Origin of the sequence: Microbacterium sp. Leaf159 (assembly GCF_001423615.1) — a bacterium.
In the GTDB taxonomy this organism is placed as follows: Bacteria; Actinomycetota; Actinomycetes; order Actinomycetales; family Microbacteriaceae; genus Microbacterium.
Genome location: NZ_LMOU01000002.1, coordinates 680,082 through 695,152, shown reverse-complemented (window position 1 = coordinate 695,152; position 15,071 = coordinate 680,082). Strand labels below are relative to the sequence as shown.

General features: G+C 64.6%; 15 protein-coding genes and 1 pseudogene. 10 read left to right on the top strand and 6 right to left on the bottom strand.

What is annotated here, in order from left to right; translation table 11 throughout:
• Nucleotides 1–174: 174 nt before the first annotated feature.
• From ASF80_RS17025 to ASF80_RS18815, 4 genes are read left to right on the top strand one after another with little or no spacing between them, the layout of a single operon-like run.
• Nucleotides 175–1,053 carry an SDR family oxidoreductase gene (locus ASF80_RS17025; RefSeq protein WP_056313272.1) on the top strand — a complete coding sequence of 293 codons (879 nt, stop codon included), beginning with the start codon at nt 175–177 and terminating at the stop codon, nt 1,051–1,053.
• Nucleotides 1,054–1,096: 43 nt separating this feature from the next.
• Nucleotides 1,097–2,596 (top strand): aldehyde dehydrogenase, encoded by a 1,500-nt coding sequence (locus tag ASF80_RS17020; RefSeq protein ID WP_056313270.1) that lies wholly within the window; start codon nt 1,097–1,099, stop codon nt 2,594–2,596.
• A 27-nt stretch (nt 2,597–2,623) separates the two neighbouring features.
• Nucleotides 2,624–3,919, top strand: coding sequence for a cytochrome P450 (locus tag ASF80_RS17015; RefSeq protein ID WP_056313268.1), 1,296 nt, complete (start codon nt 2,624–2,626; stop codon nt 3,917–3,919).
• Nucleotides 3,916–4,119 carry a ferredoxin gene (locus tag ASF80_RS18815; protein ID WP_082488442.1) on the top strand — a complete coding sequence of 68 codons (204 nt, stop codon included), beginning with the start codon at nt 3,916–3,918 and terminating at the stop codon, nt 4,117–4,119. Before ASF80_RS17015 ends, ASF80_RS18815 begins: the two co-directional genes overlap by 4 nt.
• Nucleotides 4,120–4,298: 179 nt before the next feature.
• On the opposite strand, the gene ASF80_RS17010 is transcribed toward ASF80_RS18815, so the two are convergent.
• Both ASF80_RS17010 and ASF80_RS17005 read right to left on the bottom strand, forming a co-directional pair.
• On the bottom strand, nt 4,299–5,141 hold the full coding sequence (locus ASF80_RS17010) for a cytochrome P450 (RefSeq protein ID WP_200934824.1): 843 nt from the start codon (nt 5,139–5,141) through the stop codon (nt 4,299–4,301).
• A gap of 476 nt (nt 5,142–5,617) precedes the next feature.
• A complete protein-coding gene (locus ASF80_RS17005) occupies nt 5,618–6,442 on the bottom strand; it encodes an IclR family transcriptional regulator (RefSeq protein WP_056313265.1) in 825 nt (274 codons plus the stop codon).
• A gap of 182 nt (nt 6,443–6,624) precedes the next feature.
• On the opposite strand from ASF80_RS17005, the pseudogene ASF80_RS19610 reads away from it, so the two are divergent.
• Nucleotides 6,625–7,288 (top strand): annotated as a pseudogene (locus ASF80_RS19610) (carboxymuconolactone decarboxylase family protein); the annotation flags it as partial.
• A 70-nt stretch (nt 7,289–7,358) separates the two neighbouring features.
• On the opposite strand, the gene ASF80_RS16995 reads toward ASF80_RS19610, so the two are convergent.
• Nucleotides 7,359–8,303 carry an SDR family NAD(P)-dependent oxidoreductase gene (locus tag ASF80_RS16995; protein WP_056313262.1) on the bottom strand — a complete coding sequence of 315 codons (945 nt, stop codon included), beginning with the start codon at nt 8,301–8,303 and terminating at the stop codon, nt 7,359–7,361.
• Nucleotides 8,304–8,481: 178 nt separating this feature from the next.
• Between ASF80_RS16995 and ASF80_RS16990 the strand changes: the two genes are divergently transcribed.
• From ASF80_RS16990 to ASF80_RS16980, 3 genes are read left to right on the top strand one after another with little or no spacing between them, the layout of a single operon-like run.
• A complete protein-coding gene (locus ASF80_RS16990; RefSeq protein ID WP_056313260.1) occupies nt 8,482–10,122 on the top strand; it encodes a flavin-containing monooxygenase in 1,641 nt (546 codons plus the stop codon).
• Nucleotides 10,119–10,457, top strand: coding sequence for a DUF4286 family protein (locus ASF80_RS16985; protein WP_056313258.1), 339 nt, complete (start codon nt 10,119–10,121; stop codon nt 10,455–10,457). The genes ASF80_RS16990 and ASF80_RS16985 overlap by 4 nt, the downstream gene beginning before the upstream one ends.
• A 45-nt stretch (nt 10,458–10,502) precedes the next feature.
• Nucleotides 10,503–10,706, top strand: a complete 204-nt coding sequence (locus tag ASF80_RS16980; RefSeq protein WP_056313256.1) for a ferredoxin — start codon at nt 10,503–10,505, stop codon at nt 10,704–10,706.
• Between the two features lie 13 nt (nt 10,707–10,719).
• Here ASF80_RS16980 and ASF80_RS16975 read toward each other — a convergent pair whose 3' ends face one another.
• Genes ASF80_RS16975 through ASF80_RS16965 form a run of 3 tightly spaced genes read right to left on the bottom strand, consistent with a single transcriptional unit; the run spans nt 10,720 to nt 12,699 of the window.
• Entirely contained in the window at nt 10,720–11,403 is a 684-nt protein-coding gene (locus tag ASF80_RS16975) for a TetR/AcrR family transcriptional regulator (RefSeq protein ID WP_056313254.1), read from the bottom strand.
• A 1-nt stretch (nt 11,404) separates the two neighbouring features.
• Nucleotides 11,405–11,887, bottom strand: coding sequence for an HtaA domain-containing protein (locus ASF80_RS16970; RefSeq protein WP_056313252.1), 483 nt, complete (start codon nt 11,885–11,887; stop codon nt 11,405–11,407).
• Between the two features lie 14 nt (nt 11,888–11,901).
• On the bottom strand, nt 11,902–12,699 hold the full coding sequence (locus ASF80_RS16965; protein ID WP_056313249.1) for an SDR family NAD(P)-dependent oxidoreductase: 798 nt from the start codon (nt 12,697–12,699) through the stop codon (nt 11,902–11,904).
• 205 nt (nt 12,700–12,904) lie between these two features.
• On the opposite strand from ASF80_RS16965, the gene ASF80_RS16960 reads away from it, so the two are divergent.
• Nucleotides 12,905–13,732, top strand: a complete 828-nt coding sequence (locus tag ASF80_RS16960; protein ID WP_082488439.1) for an IclR family transcriptional regulator — start codon at nt 12,905–12,907, stop codon at nt 13,730–13,732.
• Between the two features lie 157 nt (nt 13,733–13,889).
• The coding region (locus tag ASF80_RS16955) for an NAD(P)/FAD-dependent oxidoreductase (RefSeq protein ID WP_082488438.1) at nt 13,890–15,071 on the top strand (1,182 nt) is incomplete at its 3' end.

Genomic DNA, 15,071 nt, shown 5'->3' with positions numbered 1-15,071 from the left:
TCAAGAGCAGATGTGCCGTAGTTGTCAGGCGTGTGCAACGCGGGAGAGAGTCGAGGGCCGCGAGTGATTGACTTCCCGTGCGGCGATATGCGAATATCTATCTGTTCCTTTAAACAGTCAAGATGTTCTGTAATAAGGAACGGCCCTCATCTACATGACAAGGATGTCTTTCATATGACGGATCTACTCGGCTACCAGGGCAGAACGTGCGTCGTCACAGGCGCCGCCTCGGGAATGGCCCGCGCATTGACGGAGTCGCTCGTCGAACTCGGAGCAGACGTCTACGCGATCGATCGTGTCGCGTCCAACGTGCCGGGCGTCACGCGATCGCTCGTTGCGGACCTCAGCGACAAGGCGTCGATCGACGAGCTCTTCCGGGCGCTGCCCGACACATTCGATGCCTTCTTCGGGGTGGCCGGCCTGGCCGGTGTCCACACGTCGTTCCTCGACACGTTCACCGTGAACTTCATCGCCAACAAGTACATCACCGATCGGTATCTCGTCGATCGGATCGCGCCAGGTGGATCGATCGCATACGTCACCTCGGCGGGGGGCCTTCGATGGGAGTTCCCCGAGATCCGTGACGAGCTGACGCCCTTCACCGCTCCCGAGCGTTCTTGGGACGACCTCGTGGACCTCACCGCGCGCTTCGATGAGGAGCACGGGGGCGAGCTCGCCGGGTTCGTGGGCTACATGCTGTCCAAGCGCGCGCTCAACCTCCTGGTCGCCGAGCGAGTCGAGACGTTCGCGGCGAAGAAGGTGCGCGTCAACGCGGTTCTGCCGTCGATGACGGCGACAGGGATGCTCGGCGACTTCGCCGAGCAGCGTGGCGGTCTCGACAATCTCAAGGCAGCGAGCACTGGACCCGCCGGGCGGCTTGCCGAGCCCGGGGACATGGCGAAGGCCCTCGTCTTCCTCGGGAGCGACCTCGCCGGCTTCATCTCCGGTGTCTTCCTCGACGTGGACTACGGGATGAATGCCCTCGAGCTCGCGGGCATCAATCCCATGCGTACCCGCTGGACATTCGCACAGTCCCTGGCGAAGCAGTCGTAGTGGACGACGACGTCCGTTCACACTTTCACAGTAAGGAAATCTCGTGACCGATCCTCAGACATTCCGCAGCAGGTCAGTGGCGCTCCACAGTCCTGACAAGTTCTTCATCAACGGCGACTGGGTCTCCCCGAGGGGAGACCTGCCCCAGTTCGAGATCGTCGACTCGGCGACGGAGGACGTCTTCTACAGCGTTGCCCAGGCAGGCCCGGATGACATGGATGCGGCGATCGCTGCCGCTCGTCATGCTTTCGATCACACCGATTGGTCCTTCCTCGACCCGTCGGTCAGAGCCGAGTATCTCCGAAAGCTCGCCGCAGGACTGCGCGCGCGAAGCGAAGAGATGGCCACGTACTGGACACGGCAGACGGGGCCGACCTTCGCGATGGCCCAGATGTCGATGCAGCGGGTGCCGACTGCATACGACTTCTACGCAGATCTCGCGGAGACGTATCCCTGGGTTCGACCGGCGGAGTCGCCGATGGCGAACTGGTCTGCCGTCGTGCAGGAGCCGATCGGCGTCGTCGCGGCCATCGTGCCCTGGAACACGCCCCTCTCCCTTGCGACCTGGAAGATCGCGCCGGCGCTGCTGACCGGCTGCACGGTCGTGCTGAAGCTTCCGCCCGAGGCTCCGGGCGAACTGCTCGTCCTGGCGGAGATCGCGCAGGAGATCGGCCTGCCCCCAGGAGTGCTCAACGTCGTGACGGGACGTCGCGGGGTGACCGAGCAGCTGGTTCGTGATCCGCGGGTGAACAAGATCGGCTTCACCGGTTCGAGCGAGGTGGGCAAGAAGATCGCCGTCGCCGCGAGCGAGCACCTGGGCCGGTTCACGCTCGAGCTCGGCGGCAAGTCGGCAGCCGTTGTCCTCGACGACTACGACCTCGAGAGGGTCGCAGCCGTGATCACCGGGCAGGAGGTGTCGTTGTCCGGGCAGAACTGCTCGTCGCTGACCCGTGTGGTCGTGCCGAAGAAGAAGCACGCGGAGTTCGCCGATCTCCTCGGCGCGAAGTTCGCCGAGGTGCGCGTGGGGGATCCGTTCGCGTCGGAGACGCAAATGGGCCCCGTCGCACTGCAGCGCCAGCAGGAGAGCATCCTCGGATACATCCGAAAGGGAAGCGAAGAAGGAGCGACCCTGGTCACGGGAGGAAAGAAGCCCGAGCACATGGACCGAGGATGGTACGTCGAGCCGACCGTCTTCGCGAACGTCGACCGCAACGCGACGATCGCGCAGGAGGAGATCTTCGGCCCTGTGGTGTCGATCATCGCGGCAGACGACGAGGACGACGCGATCGAGATCGCGAACGGCACACCCTTCGGTCTCAACTCTGCGGTCTTCTCCGACGATCCGGACCGTGCGTGGAATGTCGCTCGAAGACTGCGTGCCGGCACCGTCGGGCACAACGGCTTCAAGGTCGAGTCCTTGTTGATCGGCTTCGGCGGCGTCAAGGAATCAGGCTACGGGCGAGAGGGTGGCGAGATGGGCGTCTCGGCATACCTCGAGCCGAAGACCGTACTGATGGACGCGCCCCCCGCGCAGTTCGCGTAGACGTCGAGATCCGAGCAAAGGACGATCATGAGCACTGTCGATATCAATCCACTCGAATCCGACTTCTTCACGGACCCGGAGATCGCGGCCCATGCCGAGCCGTACTTCGACTACATGGTGAAGCACCATCCGGTGTTCCGTGAACCCAAGTACGGCGTGGTGATCGTGACGGGGTACGAGGAAGCTCTCCAGGTCTATCACCAGCCCGATGTGTACTCTTCGATCAACCGCACGGGGGGCCCGATCCTCGATCTGCCGTTCGAGGTCACGGGAGACGACATCTCCGATCTGCTCGAGCAGCATCGTGACTCCTTCTCCTCGAGCGACCAGATCGTCACCTTCGACCCTCCGATGCACACGTCGCATCGCGCCGTGCTCATGGGACTCATCACGCCCAAGAGGTTGAAGGAGAACGAGGAGTTCCTCAAGCGGATGGCGGATCGCTATCTCGACGATCTCCTTCCTCAGGGGGAATGCGAGTTCATCTGGGACTATGCGAAGAAGTACACCATCCTTGCGGTGGGGGACCTTCTCGGAGTCCCCGAAGCGGACTTCCCGATGCTCATCGAGGTCTTCGCGAGCGGGCCGGCTGGACCGGTGCTCGGAAACCTCGAGCTCCAGACCAATCACCACAACAGTCTCGAGCGCATGTACGAGTACTTCGTCGAGAAGATCGAAGAACGTCGTGCCGAGCCGCAGGAGGACGTGCTCACGGGGCTCGCGCTCGGCGCGTTCCCCGACGGCACGCTTCCGCAGCCTCTGGAGGTCGCGCGCATCGCGGCGAACATGTTCGCCGCGGGTCAGGAGACGACGGTGCAGCTGATGGGCATCTGCCTGCAGCGCATCGCCGACGACGCCGATCTGCAGGACCTGTTGCGGCGTGAGCCGAATCTCGTGCCCGCATTCATCGAAGAGGTCCTTCGCGTCGAGGCGCCCATCAAGGGCTCTTTCCGCGTGGTCAAGAAGCCCACCGAGCTCGGCGGACTCACGCTTGCGCCAGGCACCAACGTGATGCTGTTGCACGGCGCCGCCGGCCGAGACGAGAAGCTCTTCGAGAACGCCGCCGAGTTCGACGTCAAGCGCTCCAACGCGCGTCAGCACCTCGCTTTCGGTCGCGGCATCCATACCTGCCCCGGTGCTCCGCTGGCTCGGGCCGAGGCGGTGTTCTCGATTCAGCGACTGCTTGCGCGCACGAGCAGCATCACCGTGGACGATGCGCACCACGGGGCGAAGGATGAGCGGGACTGGGATCTGATCCGCAGTTACAAGTTCCGGGGGCACCAGCACCTCTACCTCCGGTTCACAGAGGCGAGCGGGTCGTGAGCGAGTCGCTCTCCGTCGACCGGGATCGATGCATGGGGTCGGGGCAATGCACCTTCTATGCGCCTGCCACGTTCGACCTGGATGAGGACAGCATCGCGGTCGTCATCTCCGACGACGGAGATTCCGCGGAGAAGATCCAGATGGCCATCGACGTCTGCCCGACACGTGCGATCGCGAAGGCAGCCACCGCCGTGTCCTGAGACGACGCTTCTCAGGACACGCGAGACGCCGTGCCGACACCTCGGGTGTCGACACGGCGTCTTCTGCCGCTACCTGTGCTGCGCTACGAGGCGTGTGGAAAGTGCATCCGCTCCGGAACCGGCAGGTAGAAGGCGGAGGCGACAAGTCGCCTCCGCCTTCTACCTGCCGCCCGAGGTGGCTACCAGGTGACGGGCATCTTCTGCACGCCGAAGTTGCTGTACTCCTTCAGTGCGAGGTCGGAGACCGGAACGGAGAGCTTGAGGTCGGGGAGTCTCTTGAAAAGGATCTCCAGGACGATCACGAGCTCGAGCCGCGCGACGTTCTGCCCCAGGCATTGGTGCGGCCCGAATCCGAACGCGACGTGGTTGCGCGCGCCGCGGGTGAAGTCGATGCGGTCGGGATCCGGAAAGACCTCGGGGTCGCGGTTCGCGGTGTTGGTGAGTGCAGCCACGACCGAGCCGGAGGGGATGGTGACGCCATGGAGCTCGATGTCCTCGATCGCCAGCCGCAGCCCTCCCGTCTCGGCGATCGTGTAGTACCGCAGCAGCTCTTCGACGGCACCGGGAATCAGTGCCGGGTCGTTCTCGAGCTGTTCGCGAAGCTCAGGCTTGTCGAGCAGGGTCATGACCGAGAGCGAGATCATGTTGCTCGTGGTCTCGTGACCGGCGATGAGGAGCAGGTGTCCGAGCCCGATCGCCTCTTCGCGGCTCGCTCCCGCGGCCAGCTGACGGCTGAGGATGTCTTCTCCGGGTGCCGTGATGCGAGCATCCACGAGGGTCGCGATGTAATCGACGATGTCGGCGGAGGCCTTCTGCTTGTCGGACAGCGCACCAAGTCCGTCTGAGAAGATCCCGGCCTTCTCCTGGAAGAACGCGTGATCCTCTTCGGGGACGTCGAGGAGGTCGGCGATCACCATCGACGGGACCGGGAGAGAGAGGAGTTCGACGAAGTCTCCCTCGTTTCCGCCCGCGATCATCGCATCGATCGTCTCGTTCACGATCTGCTCGATCCGAGGTCGCATGGCAGAGATCTTCTTCACGGTGAACTCGCCCATCACCCGCCCGCGATTCGCGCTGTGCGACGGGGGATCCATCTCGATGATGCGACCGGGGTGGCTTCGCGGACTGTAGGCCGGATGGGCAGGATGCTCGGGTCGAGAGCGATCCGAGCTGAATCGCGTATCGCCCAGCATCGCTCGCACATCTTCATACCGGGCGACGGTCCAGACGTCGCCGCCCCGCTCGACCCAGTCGAGATGGGCGATCGGCTCTTCTGCCTGAAGCCGTCGATGGGCGGCGGGAGGGCCGTACGGGTCGCTCCGGCGAGTCGAAAAGGTTGTCTTCGTCATTGAACACTCTCTCTGTGGCGAGAAACAGGAAGACCACGCATGTTCCGTAAAACGGAACGGTTGGTCTTTCTAACGCAACATCAAGTATGAGTCGCTCAGACCCTTCGTGTCAATCGTCTGGCGGCGGAGCGCCAGGAGTGGAGTCGGCGCTACACGCCTGAGCGGTTGGAGAACCGGAAGGTGTCGTCTCTGTAGCCGAGCGTGAGCTCCTCGGCGCTCGACACGACGGTGGCGATCAAAGAGTCGAGTTGTGAGGCATTGAAGCGTGACTCCGGGAGCGAGACCCCCGTCGAGCCGACCACGCGTGTGTTGCTGAACACCGGCGCCGCCACTGCCACCGCGCCGCTGATGCGCTCTCCGTGGCTGACGCAGTATCCCTGGCTCTTCACCGTTTCCAAGCGCTTGAGCAGCTCTTCCGCGTCGACGCTCGTGCGATCGGTCTTCGCCTCGAGCTCGCCCTCGATCACGCGCTGCCTGACCTCCTCAGGAGCGAAGGCGAGAATCGCGAGACCGCTCGCACCCGCGTGCAGAGGGAGCCATTCGTGGAGCGGGATCACATACCGGAGTGGGTGGGGGGATTCTGCGGTCAGGGTGAACATCATCCGAGCCCGCAGCTGGCTGAAGGAGCTGAAGAACGAGGTCTCGCCGGTCGTCGCGCTGAGTCGCTCGAGTGTGCGAGACGCGAGTTCGTGGAGCGGGTGCTGAGCCGACGTGCTCCATGCGAGCCTGAGGAACTCATCGCCCAGCTGGTACGTCCCGGTCGGCGTGCGTGCGACCATCCCCAGCCGTTCGAGATCTGTGATGAGGCGATGTGCCGTGCTCGGGCTCACGTTCATGCGGCCTGCGAGTTCACGCACGCCATGGGAGTCCTGATCGCTGTCGATGATCAGTGTGAGCAGTTCGATACCGCGCGCGAGCGGCTGTCGTCTGTGCGTGGCGTTCTCGGAATCGGGCGATTCGGTGACGGGGGGCATGGCGTCCTCGCTCTTTCTGCGGTGGCCTCTCTTGACAGGAGATGCCGCTCCGGGGCAATCTGACATAAACGCGTAACGCAACGCGTGTTTCGTTTAACGAAACGCAATCCATCTGGACCACATGACTCTGAGGAGCACGCGACGTCGCGAACCCCCTGAGATCCTCTGGAGGCATACGGCGCATGTTATCAGCGGGCCGCCCGAGGTTCGCTGGCGAAGCGACGGTGGCGGCTCCTGGAGTCGAGCTAGGAGCAACCATGACCGAATCCAGGATTCCCCCGCTGCCGGCGGCGCAATGGAGCGATGAGATGTGGGACGCGATCTCTGTGATCGGGGCTCGCCGGCCTGAGTCGGGCGCGCCGACGGGGCCGACGTCCAACATCCTCGGCATCTATGCGAACCACCCCGACCTCGTGCGAGGGTGGATGCCGTTCTCGGCGCACCTCAAGCACTCATCGCTCTCCGATCGCGTGCGCGAGATGGCGATCATCCGCACCACCTGGCTCGGGGGCGGGGAATACGAGTGGGCCCAGCATCGGCTGCTTGGGCGCAACGCAGGCCTCTCGGAAGAGGAGATCGAAGCGCTCTCGAACCTCCGAGCGATCGACTGGTCGGACGAGGACGCCGTCATCGTCCGTGCGATCGACGAGATGTGCGCGCGCCGCAACATCGCCGACGAGACGTGGGCTCTTCTCGCCGAGCAGTTCGATCGGCCACAGCTCATCGACTTCGTCTTCATGGTGGCCACCTACGACATGCACTGCCTCGCGTTCAACACGCTGAGGCTGCAGCTCGATGACGGACTGGTCGGCTTTCCCGCCGACCATCCGCGTGGCGGGGCGGCCTNGCGGGGCCGCATCGGAGATCATCCGATGCGGCCCCGCCTCACGATCATTCACCGCGACTGACGATGCTCTCAACCGAGATGCGACATGAATCGCGCGGCCCATTCGTTGAGGTTCGACGGCACGTAGTAGTCGCTCGCGTCATTGATCTCGTCCCAGTGCGCCGCGATGTCCTCGACGGAGGTGGTGCCTTCGTCGGTGTCGAGCCAGCCTTCCGTCACTCCGAGGAACCACCGCGCATATCGCTTCGCGCCGGCGACGAGGATCTCGCCGTTCACCCTGCAGGACTCGTGTGCGAGATAGGCGAGCATAGGGGCGACGAATGCGGTCTCCATCGCAGCGAGGCGATCCTCGTCGGGCGAGCTGGCGGCGGCGCCCATGTCAGAGCTCTTGAGGTTCTCGCTCGGTCGCGTGATGGCGTTCGGTGCGAGGCAGTTGACTCGGATGCCGAGGGGTTCTGCGGCGACCGCCAGGCTGCGGGTGAAGCCGATCAGTGCACCCTTGGCTGTCGCGTAAGCGAGGTTGGCCGGAAGCCCGAACATGCCGGTCGACGTGGTCGTGATGACTCGGCCGTATCCGTTCTCGACCATGTGCGGCCAGGCCGCGCGAGTCGTGTGCCAGGTTCCTCGAACGTGCACGTCGAGGGTGCGCTCGAGATTGTCGGCGTCGGCCTCGGGGAAAGTCGCCCAGCGGGAGATGCCCGCGTTGTTCACGACGATGTCGACTCGATCGAACTCCCGCACGGCGGTCTCGATCAGTGCGTGGCAGCCGTCTTCCGTGCCGATGTCGCTGGTGTCGGCCACCGCTTCGCCACCGGCGGCGACGATCTCGTCCACGACGTCGTTCGCGGGGCCGCTGCTGCTTCCATCGCCTTCGTGGGAGCCACCCAGGTCGTTGATCACGACCTTGGCGCCGCGCGACGCGAGCAGGAGCGCATGCGCGCGCCCGAGGCCCCTTCCGGCTCCCGTGATCACTGCGACCCTGCCGTCGAATCGGAGTTCGCTGTTGACGCTCATGTGTCTCCCTGGGGTGTCATTCCTCGTTGAATATCAACACAGTAGCTCATAAAGATCCTCTTCACGAGGGTTCTCAGACATTGGAAAAACAGCAGACTCTTGCTTTTATTACTAACACGCGCTTAGATATGTGAAACCCGCGCGAAGCGAGACGCTGGCCGAGAGAAGGCGACTACCCATGACTGGACATACTGAAGACCACGGCATCGATGTCGACGTACTCGTGATCGGCGCCGGCGTGGTCGGCATCTACGCACTGCACAGAGCAGTGACCGAGGGCTTCAGCGCCATGGCCCTCGAGGCAGGCGATGGAGTCGGCGGTGTCTGGTACTGGAACCGCTACCCGGCCGCACGCTTCGACTCCGAGAGCTACTCGTACGGATACATCCACGACAAGGACCTCTTCGACTCCTGGAAGTGGAAGGAGGAGTTCGCGACTCAACCCGAGATCGAGCAGTACCTGAACTTCGTCGTCGACCGCTACGCCCTTCGCGACAGCATCCAGACGGGGGAGCGCGTGATCTCCGCCGTGTACGACGAGGTGGCGAGCCGCTGGACAGTGGCCACCGAGAGCGGACGCGAAGTGCGGGCGCGGTGGGTCATCTCGGCGACCGGAGGGCTTTCAGTCCCGCACTACCCGGAGCTGGAGGGGCTGGACGATTTCTCCGGACTCGCGTATCACACGGGGGCCTGGCCCCACGAGCCGCTCGACTTCACGGGCAAGCGCGTTGCGATCATCGGCAACGGGCCCAGTGGAGCCCAGCTGCTTCCTGCGATCGTCGACACGGTCGAACGAGTCGATCTCTATCAGCGGACTCCCACCTGGACGACACCGCTCAACAATGCGTTGATGGACGATGAGAAGCGGGCGTGGCTCAGCGAGAACTGGGAAGACGTCACCCGGACGCTCAGCACGTCACCGTCCGGGTTCCTGCATCCGTTCTCGGGCAAGGTCGCGAGCGACCATACGCCGGAGCAGCGCCAGGAGTTCTTCGAGTCCATGTGGCAGGCGCCGGGCTTCGGGAAGCTCACGATGAACTACCACGACATGACCACGAATCGAGAGGTCAACCGAGAGTTCTGCGAGTTCATCGCGGGCAAGGTGCGAGCCATCGTCACGGACCCGGTGACGGCCGAGCGACTCATTCCGACCGATCACCTCTTCGGTGCGAAGCGTCCGCCGTTCGTCGCGGACTACTACGAGTCGTTCAACAAGCCGACCGCCTCTCTGATCTCACTCCGGGAGACCCCGATCGTTCGCGTCGACGCAACCGGAATCGAGACGACCGACGGTCATCGGGAGTACGACATCATCGTCTATGCCACCGGCTTCGACTTCGGAACCGGTGCACTCACGCGCATGGGCGTCAAGGGGCGCAACGGCCTCGATCTGAGCACGGACTGGGAGGACGGGCCGAGCGACTTCGGAGGCTTCGCCGCGCATGACCTGCCCAACTTCTTCTTCCCCGGTGGTCCGCACGGAGCGGGAGGCGGAAACTACCCGAGATACAGCCAGTTCCAGGTCGACTTCATCGTGAACACCATCGTGTACGCACGGGAGCACAGCTTCGACACGTTCGAGCCCACCGCCGAGCAGGAGCAGGGGTGGATGGGCATGATCGAGGAGCTCGCGCCCCGATCGATCTTCTCCGCCGAGCACAGTCACTACTACGGCGCGAACGTGCAAGGGAAGGCGCGCAAGTTCCTTCTGAATCCCGGAGGCCGACAGGGACTCGCCAACATCCTCACCGAGATGACATCGACGGAGGACTACAGCGGAGCCCTTTCCACCGCTCATGCTCTGGCGGGCCGCGCATGAACGCCGGCGTGCCGACCGGTGAGGTGATCATCGCCTTCCTCAATGCGGTCGAGGGGAAGGAGGACGAGTTCAATCAGTGGTACACCGAGCAGCACCTGCCCGAGGTGGTGAGGTTGGATGGCATCCTGGCCGCCAGAAGGTACGCACTGCCTGCCGCGCTCCGAGGACACCTTCCGTATTCGTACGCGACGATCTATGAGATCGAGGGGTCGGCGGCTGAGGCGATGCAGCGGATCCACACCGCAGAGTACGAGAGCCACAGCGATGCGCTCGACGTCAGCAGCATGCTGATGAGTCCCTTCGAACCGTTCGGCGTCGCGGTACTCCCTCGTTGATTCATTCCCGACGGTTCGATCGATCAACACGATGAGGTGGCAGAGATGAAGATCGTTGCAAGACAGCAGACATGCATCGGCTCGGGCCAGTGCGTCTTCACCGACCCCGATACGTTCGACCAGGACGATGACGGCAAGGTTCTGGTGCTGAGGCCTCTGCCTGGCAACGCGTCGGAAGAGGCCCTCGCGCGCCAGGCGGTGCAGGTCTGTCCCAGTCGCTCCATCTGGCTCGAGGGCGCCGACGGCTGAGCGCATTCTCTGGTCAGCGGTGCGGGGTGCCCAGCCCTGCTGCGAGGAACCGGATGAGGTCATCGACGAGGTGGTCGATGGACTGCGGAAGGCGTTCGCGTCTGCGCTGCGCCGTCTGGTAGCGCGCGAGCGTGTGAACGGCACTCGTCAGGGTGACCCACCATCGCTCGATCAGGACCGCCTCCGGTGTCTCGGGGAGAAGCCGGAACAGCAGGGCGCGAAGGGTCATGACCTGGCCGCCGGTGTGAACGCCCACCAGACCCTGGTACCCGCCTTCCTGCGTGATCAGCATCGACAGGAACTGCAGATAGTGGTTGTCGGGACGGAAGTGGAGCGCGAGCGGGCGGACGAACGCCTCGACCACGTCTTCGACGGTCGGCGAGGTCGCGCCGAGCATGAGTTCCGCGACCATGTCGGCGCGCATCTTCTCGCTCGCGGCTCCGCGGTAGTCCGTCAGCGCTTTGACCACTTCTTCGCGTTCGCCGAAGTGGTATTGAACAACGGCATGATTCCGCTGGCCAGCAGCCTTCGCGATGTCGCGCAGTGGGACTGCGGAGATGCCGTGCGTGGCGAAGAGCTCCTCCGCAGTGATGAGAAGAAGAAGGCGCGTGGCCTGCCCGCGCGCATTGCTGCGCTCGCCGCCCTGGCGCGCTGCTGGCAGGCTCCGGGCGTCGTCTTCCGCTGCGGGGATGGTCATCCTATGAGTGTAGGAGAGCCGCTGTGATGCTGAGCGGTGCCATCTCCGCCCCGCTTGCATAGACGCTGCCGAAGTGGGTCACGGCATCATCTCTCAGCAGTGTGGGAACGGCGTCCCAGTGCAGGCCATCGGCTCGCGTCTCGGGCTCGATCGGGGCGATCTCGAGAAGCGGCAGCAGTGATTGCGGGTCCTCGGCGACATGCGTGGCGAGAACGCCCCCCGATGCGCTGACGATGACCTCCGGCGCAGCGATCAGCACATCGAGAAAGCCGTTGTGGGCCGTGAATCGGACGGAGCCGCTGAACGAAAGATGCCAACCGTCGTCCGTCAGACGGCGCGCGCGGAGAGGGAAGACGAAACGCCCGGTCGCATCGGTATCGACGCCGTCGGTTTCGACGGTGCCGCGCGCGATCACGGTGACGTACCGCAGGAAGGACTCTCGCACAGCCCACCGGAGCGCGCCGTCTGTGTTGAGTGGGGACATGCTGTCTCTCCGGGCTATCCGATGAACGAGCCGCCGTTGACGCTGATCGTCTGACCAGTGACGTAAGACGCGTCGTCCGACACCAGATACGAGACGGCAGCGGCGATATCCGAGCCCTTCCCGACTCGACCGACGGGGATGTACTTGCCCATGTCCTCTGCCGAGGGGATGAGGCCTGCTTCGCGCTTCTTCTCGACGCTGGGCGTGTCGATCGACGAAGGCACCACCGTGTTCACCGTCACGCCCTGCTTGGCGAACTCCACCGCGAGCGCCTTGGTCAGGGCGAGCTGGCCGCCCTTCGACGATGCGTAGGCGGCCATCCGCGGGGCACCGCGCTGAGCGCTGGACGACGACACGAGAACGACGCGGCCGACGCCGGCGTCGAGCAGGTCGGGCAGCCCGGACTGCACGAGATTGAAAGTGCCGGTGAGGTTGATCCGATGCGTGTTCTCCCAGTCGTCCAGCGTCGTCTCGAGGAACGGCTTGTTCGGGGCGACCGCCGCGTTGGCCACGATGACCCCCAGCGGCCCCAGGTCGCTCCGGATGGCGGCAAGTGCGGCATCGACCTGCTCTCGATCGCTCACGTCCGCTCGATACCCGCGCGCGACGCCCCCCGTCTTCTCGATCTCCTCGGCGGCTGCCTCGGCCGCGCCCTCTGTTCGCGTGAGGATCGCGACGTGGAAGCCGTCCTTGGCGAGGCGGTCGGCGATGGCATATCCGATGCCGGCAGCACCACCGGATACGACGGCTACGCGCGGGCGCGCTGCCGATGAGTCGGCGGCGGTGGAAGGCGTCTGGTTCGAGACGGTCATCAGTGGATTCCTCTGTTCCTCGGCGGCTGTTCGGATCGCCGTCGATCCGACCGCTGCACCTACGACGGGGCTTGCTGTCGCGCACGATGCATGCAGTATATTGTGTTGAACGGAACAGCTGTTCCGTAGGATTGAACTCAGACTGTCACGCACCCAGGCATACGTCAAGCGCTGCGCGGGCAATGAACGAGAGTGATGGTACGACATGGCTGACGGGGGTAGCGTCGCGAACGATCCGGCGAAGACCAGGCGTCGCAGGCATCCATTGGGCCGGGGCATCGAGCTGCTGACGGTGATGATCGACAGCGAGCAGAGCGACCATGGGGTTCGCGAGTTGGCCGGTCGGCTGGGCGTCAGTCCGAGCACCGTCCATCGGTTGATCACGGACCTCGAGCAGCTCGGTCTTGTCGCGCGAACTCGAAACGGATCGTATCGGCTCGGCCTCGAGTTCCTTCGTCTTGCCTGGTCGACGGTGGAGCGGTACCCCCTGCAGGAGGTCTCGACCGAAACTCTCGAGCAGCTCACCGAGCAGAGTGGGGAGTCGTCGTTCTTCGCCGTCTACGGCGAATCGCGACTTCACATGATGTTCTCGCTCGCCGTCGAGTCGCCCCACCCGCTGCGCTACACCTTGCCGCTCAAGCAGTGGATTCCGCTCTACGCCGGCGCAAGCGGGCTCGCGATCCTCGCCTATCTCTCGCACGACATCGTCGACGAGGTGATCGCGGGGCCGATCACAGCTCTCACGGATCGCACTCTCGTCGATGCCGTGGATCTCCGCGCTCGGCTCGAGATCGTCGCAAGAGACGGTTATGCGATCACTCACGGCGAAAGGATCGAAGGGGCGATCGCGATCGCGGCACCCGTGTTCGGCGCCTCCGGAAGCGTCGTCGGATCGATCGGGATAACCATGCCGGAGGTGCGCTTCAACGCGGCGTACTCCTCGTCACTGGCCGCGCAGGTGACGCAGGCTGCCGCGCGCATCACCGAGTATCTGATGGGACCGCGCGAAGCGAGTGACGCCCTCGGCCGCTGAGTCGGAGCGGACGGTTGACATCGCTGCCGCTCGTGCCATACTTGCCATGTTGCGTTGAAGCGATCAAGCGTTCCGTTCAGTGGTGAGCGTAAGCACTAGTCAACGCAGACTCAGAAGGCGTACGGGCGACCGCCCCACGACATGAAGGATCGACGCGATGTCCGCAACCCAGTCCGATCGACGCATCGTCATCGTCGGAGCCTCGCTCGCCGGTACTCGTCTGGCGGAGGGGCTCCGCACCTTCGGTCACACCGGACCGATCGTGCTGATCGGAGCTGAAGCCGAACTCCCGTACGACCGCCCTCCACTCTCGAAGGATGCGATGAGGTCGGACTGGTCTGATGAGGATGTCGAGCGTCTCCGTCTCGCCACTGACGAATCGCTGAGTGCGGCGTCCGTCGAACTGCGCCTCGGCGTCGCCGCGACAGGGCTCGACGTCGCAGCCCGCACGGTCATGCTCGCCAGCGGCGACATCGTCGAGTACGACGTGCTGGTGATCGCGACCGGCGCTGTCGCGCGCCCCTCGCCCTGGCGCCCTGAATCGGGAGTCATGCAGCTCCGCACGCTCGACGATGCCAGGGCCATCGCGACCCAGCTCCGAACCGGCGAGCCGGTCGTCGTCGTCGGCGGCGGTTTCATCGGCACGGAGATCGCGGCTGCGGCGGTGGGATTCGGCTGCGATGTCACGGTCGTCGATCCGGTGAGCGAGCCGATGGCGCGCATCGTCGGCCCGGAGGTCGCGGGCCACCTGGTCGAGCTCCACACGCGCAATGGGGCGAAGACACGATTCGGAGTCGGTGTCACAGACATCCGCGGGGTCCTGGGGGACCTCGAGGTCGAGCTCGCCGACGGAAGTCGACTGCGGGCAGCGGCCGCGGTGGTCGGAATCGGCTCGATCCCATGCACGGCGTGGTTGGAAGGCAGTGCGATCCTCGTGGACAACGGGGTCGTGACCGACGCGTATCTGCGCGCCGTCGGTGCACCGGATGTCTACGCGATCGGCGACGTCGCTCGGTGGCCGCACTCGGGGCGCGGCGTCGATGTGCGAGCCGAGCACTGGACCAATGCGAGCGACCAGGCTCGCTATCTCGCCGCGGCGCTGGCCCAGGGCGAGACGTCGACTTACGTGCCGACCGACTACGTCTGGTCGGACCAGTACGACTGGAAGGTGCACACCATCGGCTGGCGCGATCCCGACGGTGCCTCGATCCTGATCGGTGACCTCGCGGTGGACGGCAAGACGGCGGTGGTGCACACGTCGGCGGCCGGCACGCCGACCGGCGTCGTGACGGTGAACTGGGTGCGCGGGCTCAACCTCGCCCGCCGGCTCCTGGCTGCG